This is a genomic window from Arthrobacter sp. TMN-50 (assembly GCF_054511125.1).
This window is the reverse complement of the sequence record NZ_JBTNDG010000027.1, coordinates 1-7,297: the sequence shown is the minus strand read 5'-3', so window position 1 is coordinate 7,297 and position 7,297 is coordinate 1. Positions and strand designations below refer to the sequence as shown.

Below are 7,297 nucleotides of genomic sequence, written 5' to 3'. Positions count from 1 at the left end.
AAAAATACTTACCGTCCCCGACGCGGCATGGATTAACAAACCATCCCAGGAAACCCAGCCAGAAGCAGCCGCCTAACTCCCACTGGCCCCATTCACCTTGACAACTTCCGCTGCGGCCAGCTAGTGGTGCAAAGGAGCGCCATCATGACCGAACAATTTGATGTGTATTGCGGGCTCGATGTCGGCAAAACCGAACATCACGCAACAGCCCTCACCCCGGCCGGGGAAAGAATTTTCGATAAGCCATTACCGCAGGACGAGGCGCGGCTCCGGGAACTGTTCACTGGTCTTGGCCGGCATGGCCGGGTACCCATGATTGTGGACCAGCCCAACAACATCGGGGCACTACCGATCGCGGTGGCACGGGACTGTGGCTGCGAGGTGGCCTACCTGCCAGGACTGGCAATGCGGAAAGCCGCGGACCTTTACCCGGGACGGTCGAAGACCGATGCTCGGGATGCGTTCATCATTGCTGACACGGCACGGACCATGCCCCACACATTGCGGGCGGTAGACCGCGACAGTGAAGTGCTCGCCGCGTTGAAAGTTCTCTCCGGTTTCGACGCGGACCTGACCCATGAATGCACCCGGGCGATCAACCGGCTGAGGTCGTTGCTGTTGCAGATCATCCCATCCCTGGAACGGGTCTTCGTCGCCGCGATCCTCACCCGCACGCTCGTGCTCGACCCGTTGATCCGCTACGCCGGGCCCACCGGCCTACGCGCCGCAGGACGCGGCAACGTCCTGCGCTGGGCAAAAATCACAGCCGGAGAGCTGTGACCCGGGCGGAATGAGGACCTCCGTCCGACGTGACCCTTGAGTGAGAAGCCGGGCGCTCTGCGGCCAGGATAGGCCGGGCAGGTGCGGGGAACCATCGGTGCAGCCGTATTCGGAGAAGTGATGGACCGTGTTGGAGAAAAGGTGTTATTGCTGTTGGGTAGGAATGGAAACCGTGCAGGCTTCGTTGTCACACTTCGAGTGAACTGTGCCTGTTGATGTGAGTGCATCGCGATGAAGGGATGATGGGTTTTGGCGTTAATTTCAGGGTTGGAGCGGGATTCACGGCCGCTGTCGGAGGCCGATGCGGAAATCTATGTCGCGTCGGTGTGTTTCAAGACCGGCCCTCCGGGGGCGGTGGGCGTGGAAATCGAGAGGATCGTGCATGATGTATCCGACCTGCGGCGCCCCGTTCCGGTGGCCGAGGTCCAGGCCGTTGGCGCTCAGGTGACCGATCTTCCCGGTGGTGGTGTCATCACCTTCGAGCCGGGAGGGCAGCTCGAGCTGAGTTCGGCCTGCGGAGCGGACCTTCCCTCGGTCATCAACGCTGCAAGAGCTGATCTGAGCGCCATTGACGGTATTTTCGAGGGCGCTGGACTCTCCTTCAGCAGCGTCGCCCTGGATTCGTCCCGTCCGTCGGTGCGGACGCTGGATCATCCCCGGTATGCAGCCATGGAAACCCATTTCGATCGGACGGGGTCGGCCGGCCGGACGATGATGTGTTCCACAGCATCCCTGCAGGTGTGCCTTGATGCCGGTCTTCCCGGAAGCGGTACGGGTAGTGCGGTGCAGCGCTGGGAGCGTCTTCACCAGCTCGCGCCGGTGCTCGTGGCGCTTTTCGCCAACTCCCCTTTCCGCCATGGGTCGCCCAGCGGTTGGCAGAGTACCCGCCAGGCCGTGTGGCTGAAAACCGATCCGTCCCGCACCTCGCCCGTTCCGGCTTCCGACGACCCGCCTTTCGCCTGGGCCCGCTACGCCCTCGACGCTACGGTCCTCTGCATCCCCACGTCGAGAGGTTCATGGGAACCTCCGCGCGGCCTGACTATGCGGAGCTGGTTACGCGGGCAAGGCCCCCGCCCCGTCACGCATGAGGACCTCGATTATCATCTCAGCACTCTCTTTCCATTCATTCGCCCCAGGGGCTTCCTCGAGATCCGGGTGATCGACACACAAGCCGGTGCGGATTGGGAGGCCGTCGCAGCAATAACGACTGCCTTGGTGGATGACGAACGGGCAGCTGACGTAGCTGCAGAGGCCTGCGCGCCCGTGACTGCGATGGCTGATCCAATGACCGTCGCCGCCAGACTCGGGCTTGCGGATCCCGTCCTCGCCGCAGCAGGGCGTGTGTGCGCGGAAGCAGCGCTGGGTGCCGTGGAACGGTTGCATGTTGATGCCGGAACGAGGTCCCGGGTGGAAGGCTTTCTTGAGAACTACACCGCGCGGGGCCGCTCTCCCGCAGACCAGCGGATCGACGAATGGCGCCGCACCGGACGGTTTTCCGGGCTCGTACAGCGAAAGGAAAGAATCCGATGACGAATACGGTTTCAGCAGCTACCAGCGCTGCCCCTGACAGATTGCGCGCCTTCATTGTGGAGGGCCTGGAGCGTGCGCGTCGTCGTACCCACGCGCTCACCGCGTGTGACGAGGAGGAACTTCTCAAACAGCATTCACCCCTGATGTCTCCCCTGGTTTGGGATCTGGCGCATGTCGGCAGCCAGGAAGAACTATGGCTGGTCCGCGACGTCGGCAGAATGGAACCGCTTCGCCCGGAGATCGACAGGCTTTACGACGCCTTCGAGCATTCGCGCAGCAGCCGCCCCTCGCTGCCGTTGCTGGCACCTTCGGAATCCCGGGGCTACCTCGCCGATGTGCGTTCCAAGACCCTGGATATCCTTGAAAGGGTCCCTCTTGAGGGTTCACCGCTGCTGGACGGCGGGTTTGCGTTCGGCATGATGATCCAGCACGAACAGCAGCACGCCGAGACCATGCTGGCCACCCACCAGCTCCGGGTAGGGGAACCCGTGCTGCACCCGGTGAATCTGAAGCCCGGCGTGCTGGCCAGCGGTGTCACCGAGCGTCCGCGGGAAGTGCATGTACCGGCCGGGTCCTTCACCATGGGCACCTCGGTGGAGCCCTGGGCGCTGGACAATGAGCGGCCGGCCCACGAGGTGCATGTCCCCGGTTACTGGATCGACACGGTCCCCGTGGATAACGGTGCCTTCATTGATTTCATCGATGACGGCGGATACTCGAACCAAAACTGGTGGACCGCTGAGGGCTGGAGTCACCGCAACGACGACGAACTGGCCGCACCGAAGTACTGGAAGCGGGACGGCCCCCAGTGGTGGCGGACCCGTTTTGGCGTCCTCGAACCGGTCCCCGCCGACGAGCCCGTACAGCACGTCTCATTCTTCGAAGCCGAAGCCTACGCAAAGTGGGCCGGACGTCGCCTGCCCACCGAGGCCGAGTGGGAGAAGGCCGCACGGCACGACCCGGTGAGCGGCCGCTCCCGGCGCTACCCCTGGGGTGACGAGGACCCGACGACCCTGCATGCCAACCTAGGCGGCGCAGCGCTGCGGCCCTCCCCTGTCGGGTCCTACCCTGCAGGGGCATCGGCCCGGGGAGTGCACCAGCTGATCGGGGATGTGTGGGAATGGACCTCCAGCGACTTCGGTCCCTACCCGGGGTTCCGGGTGTTCCCCTACCGCGAGTACAGCGAAGCCTTTTTCGGTGGAGGTTACAAGGTGCTGCGCGGAGGGTCCTGGGCGGCCGACGGCGCAGCAAGCCGGGGAACGTTCCGGAACTGGGACTACCCTATCCGGCGTCAGATCTTCACCGGCTTCCGCACAGCCCGGGATGACGCTCCAGCCGGAGGGGAGTAGCGGAATGTGCCGTCATCTGGCGTTCCTCGGACCTCCGACGCCGCTTGCCACGCTGCTGGTGGCGCCCGAACACGGTCTACTCCAGCAGTCCTGGGCGCCGCGGCGCCAACGCAACGGCACGATGAACGCCGACGGTTTCGGCGTCGGTTGGTACGCCGCAGGGGATCCCGTCCCGGCCAGGTACCGGCGTGCCGTACCCATGTGGACGGACCAGTCCTTTACTGACCTGGCGCGGGTCACCACCAGTGGAGCGGTGCTGGCCGCCGTGCGTTCAGCTACCCCCGGAACGACGCCGGACGAGGCAGCCGCCGCCCCCTACACCGCCGGAAAGTGGCTCTTCAGCCACAACGGGCGGATCGACAACTGGCCGCAGTCGGCGGAGGCACTGGCCGCGGCGCTGCCTCCGGCACGGCTCCTTGACCTCGAAGCCCGGGTGGATTCGGCGCTGCTGTGGGCCATGGTCCTTGAACGGCTTGAATCCCGGGACTGCGGGGGCACGGACTCTACTGCGAACGCGCTGGCGCGGGTGGTGGCCGAAGCGTCCGCGTGCAGCACGGGGCGATACAACTTCCTCCTGACTGATGGAACCACCATTGCTGCCACAGCTGCCGGTGATACCCTTTTCTGGCGCTCGGACAACAGGGGTACCGTCGTTGCCAGTGAACCTTCCGACGACGGCGCAGGGTGGCACGAGGTCCCGGATCAGTCCCTGCTGGTCGCCACTTCGCACGGCGTCGACATAAGCCCGATAACCCCAGCAGAGACGGAGCAGCGCTCAAATGAATCCTTTGACAACTGAATTTGAGATAGTCCACCACCTGCCGGCACACTACCTTGAGCGTGCCCTGCGTCAAGACGTGCGCGAGGGACTGAGTAAACGGGCGAAGACCCTGCCACCCAAGTGGTTCTATGATCGGAGGGGCAGCGAACTGTTCGAGCAGATCACGCAGCTTCCCGAGTATTTCCCTACGCGCACCGAACGGCGGATCCTTGAGGACTCCGCAGGCGAGATCGCCGCGGCCAGCCCGGCAGAAATGCTCATCGAGCTCGGATCCGGGTCGTCGAGAAAGACACCCCTGCTGCTCGACGCCCTGAAGAACGCCGGGCCACTTCAAAGCTATGTCGCTGTGGATGTCAGTGACAGCGCCCTGACCGAGGCCAATAACGAGTTGTCCCGAGAGTATCCGGATCTTACCCTGCACGCAGTCGCCGCTGATTTCGAGTCCCAGCTCCAGCTGCTCCCCCGCGACGGACGCCGGATGGTGGCGTTCCTGGGCGGGACCATCGGGAACCTCGAGCCGGATGCCCGCGCGCGGTTCCTCCTGCAGGTGAGGGAACTTCTGGGGAAGGAGGGCGGATCATTACTGCTGGGCACAGGCCTGGTACAGCCGCCCGAGATCCTGATTCCCGCCTACGACGACGCGAGCGGCGTGACTGCCGACTTCAACCGCAATGTGCTGCGCGTCCTCAACGCGGAGCTGGGAGCCGATTTCGACGTCGAGGCGTTTGAGCACGTCGCGGTGTGGAACGAGGCCGAGGAGTGGATCGAGATGAGGCTCCGGGCCTCGCGCGCCATGCGGGTGCGACTGCCCGGCGCCGGTCTTGAAATAAGCTTCGACCGGGGCGAGGACCTGCGGACCGAGCTGTCCGCGAAATTCCGCCCAGGGAAAATTGCCGCTGAGCTTGAGGCCTCCGGGCTGAGAATTGCCGGGCAGTGGACGGATGCTGAGGAACGCTACGCGATGACCCTGGCCGTACCCTCCTGAACCGCCGGTCAGCGGAACGGGTGCTCAATTTTGGAGCAGCCACGTTCGCGTGGAACTGTCCGTCCCATCAAGTGAAGTTAGCCCATAAATTCAGGCAATCCGAATACTTCCGCCCTGCGGCTTTTCACCTCGGAATCAGTAACCGAGGGCCACCCGGATAAAATGTGTGACCAGATCAGCGATGCCATTCTTGATGGTCTGCTGGCGCAGGATCCCCACTCACGCGTGGCTGGTGTACCCGGTGCGGGGCTTGTCGCTGCGACCGAAACCCCGCCGGTCGTAGGTGATAACCCGGTATCCAGCACCCTGCAAGGCAGGGACCTAGTCTTTGAAAGATTCCCCGGACAGGGGCCAACCGTGAATCAGGACAACAGGTCGGCCTGACCCGCCGGTGTCATCGACGTGCAGATTCGTGTCTTTGAACAAACCATGGTGAGCAGTAAATTCTGTCATGAAGAGCCTCCAACATTGAGATGGGATCGCGTACAAACCCGACTTTACCCACTTCGTCAGCAGGCTGCCCTTCGGATGGGTGCTGTCCTTCACACCTCAAGATGATTCAGAATATGACGCCATGAGGCGTTTCAAACCGCCTTCAATGAAGACGGCAACTAATGCAGGGAAATTCAGGCGCTCCGTGACGTGACACCTACGCTGTGGGGGGAAGATACCCACGAAGGGCATCGCTACCCGTGGAAGCGGACCATACCGTTTATTGGGCATTGAATGGGTGCTTGTAGAGCGATTAGTTGCCTAGCCGCCCCTTTTGAGATGTCATGCGGTATCTTAAACAAAAAGAGACGGCCTCGGTTACCGTTCTCTTCTATTGTTTATGACCTCCGTCTGACCGCACGGCGAGCTACCACTGGGGGAATCGTCTTGAATACATACGGCGGCGCACAACTCAACGCCACCAGGCACAGTATGCCGGGCCTGGGAGACACTTGAGGGTGGAAACGTCCAGAAGCAATCTCACCGGCGTGGACCCTGCCGAACACGAAGGGCTCACAGGGCTTCTCCTCCGGATAGGGCAGGGAGACCGTGAAGCATTTGCCAACTTCTATCGCTTAACCTCTCGCCGGGTCTATGGGCTTGCACGCCGGATCATCGTCAACGTTGAAATAGCGCAGGACACCACTCAGGACATCTATCTGACCGTGTGGCGTGACGCCCACAAATACAATCCGGTCCTGGGCAGCGCCATAGCGTGGCTGTTGATGATCACCCACCACAAAGCAGTTGATAAAGTCCGTTCAGAACAAGCCATCATCAACAGGGAAGCACGTTGGGTAACCGCGAGCCACAGCCCGGACTACGATGTGGTGGCCGAAACCGTGACGACGCGAATCGAAGCTCAAACCGTTGTCCAGTGCCTGGATACCCTCTCTCCTCGCCAGCGTGAAGCGATCGACCTTGCTTACTACGACGGCCTGACCTACCGCGAAGTCGCCGACCATCTGTCCATCCCGCTACCGACCATCAAAAGCAGAATCCGAGACGGGCTCAGGAGCCTTCGAACCTGCCTAGACGGGGACGAAACTAAGTGAACCCATCCGGACAAAACCAGGTACTACCGCATGGGGAAACCCTACTAATCGGTCACCCGGTACGACGCCTCTCCGATTTGGAGTCAACGCGCTCCCACCTCGTGCGCACCGTGTTAAGCATTCTTGAAGCTAGCGTTAGCGCCCGTTCCATCGGTGACCCCACCGCACACCCGCCGGCAGACGCACAGCGACTCCTCAACGCAGCAATCCGGGACTGGACTGCTGCGGAGATTTAGGACGGTGGGCCCTCTTAAAATGGGGGTTCTACTGAAAGAGAGACCAGCAGCATGTCTGCATCGAGATCACGTCGTTCGTATACCCAGGA

At 62.3% G+C, this 7,297-nt stretch carries 5 protein-coding genes and 3 pseudogenes; 7 read left to right on the top strand and 1 reads right to left on the bottom strand.

Annotation, left to right across the window (positions count from 1 at the left end; translation table 11 throughout):
* Positions 1-144: 144 nt before the first annotated feature.
* From ACX80A_RS15045 to ACX80A_RS15020, 6 genes and pseudogenes are all read left to right on the top strand, one after another.
* Positions 145-735, top strand: a pseudogene (locus tag ACX80A_RS15045) (IS110 family transposase); the annotation flags it as partial.
* A gap of 294 nt (positions 736-1,029) precedes the next feature.
* The gene (locus ACX80A_RS15040) at positions 1,030-2,310 is read left to right on the top strand and encodes a glutamate-cysteine ligase family protein (RefSeq protein WP_459260574.1); all 1,281 of its coding nucleotides are present in this window, start codon (positions 1,030-1,032) and stop codon (positions 2,308-2,310) included.
* Entirely contained in the window at positions 2,307-3,659 is a 1,353-nt protein-coding gene (gene egtB, locus ACX80A_RS15035) for an ergothioneine biosynthesis protein EgtB (RefSeq protein WP_459260573.1), read from the top strand. Before ACX80A_RS15040 ends, egtB begins: the two co-directional genes overlap by 4 nt.
* A gap of 4 nt (positions 3,660-3,663) precedes the next feature.
* Positions 3,664-4,458: an ergothioneine biosynthesis protein EgtC gene (gene egtC / locus ACX80A_RS15030; protein ID WP_459260572.1), complete on the top strand. Its 795-nt coding sequence runs from the start codon at positions 3,664-3,666 to the stop codon at positions 4,456-4,458.
* Positions 4,448-5,425, top strand: coding sequence for an L-histidine N(alpha)-methyltransferase (egtD, locus tag ACX80A_RS15025; protein WP_459260571.1), 978 nt, complete (start codon positions 4,448-4,450; stop codon positions 5,423-5,425). Before egtC ends, egtD begins: the two co-directional genes overlap by 11 nt.
* A 162-nt stretch (positions 5,426-5,587) precedes the next feature.
* Positions 5,588-5,656: pseudogene (locus ACX80A_RS15020) on the top strand (S-adenosylmethionine synthetase N-terminal domain-containing protein); the annotation flags it as partial.
* 3 nt (positions 5,657-5,659) lie between these two features.
* On the opposite strand, the pseudogene ACX80A_RS15015 reads toward ACX80A_RS15020, so the two are convergent.
* Positions 5,660-5,878: pseudogene (locus ACX80A_RS15015) on the bottom strand (alpha/beta fold hydrolase); the annotation flags it as partial.
* 497 nt (positions 5,879-6,375) lie between these two features.
* On the opposite strand from ACX80A_RS15015, the gene sigK reads away from it, so the two are divergent.
* A complete protein-coding gene (gene sigK, locus ACX80A_RS15010; RefSeq protein WP_459260570.1) occupies positions 6,376-6,972 on the top strand; it encodes an ECF RNA polymerase sigma factor SigK in 597 nt (198 codons plus the stop codon).
* Positions 6,973-7,297 lie beyond the last annotated feature (325 nt).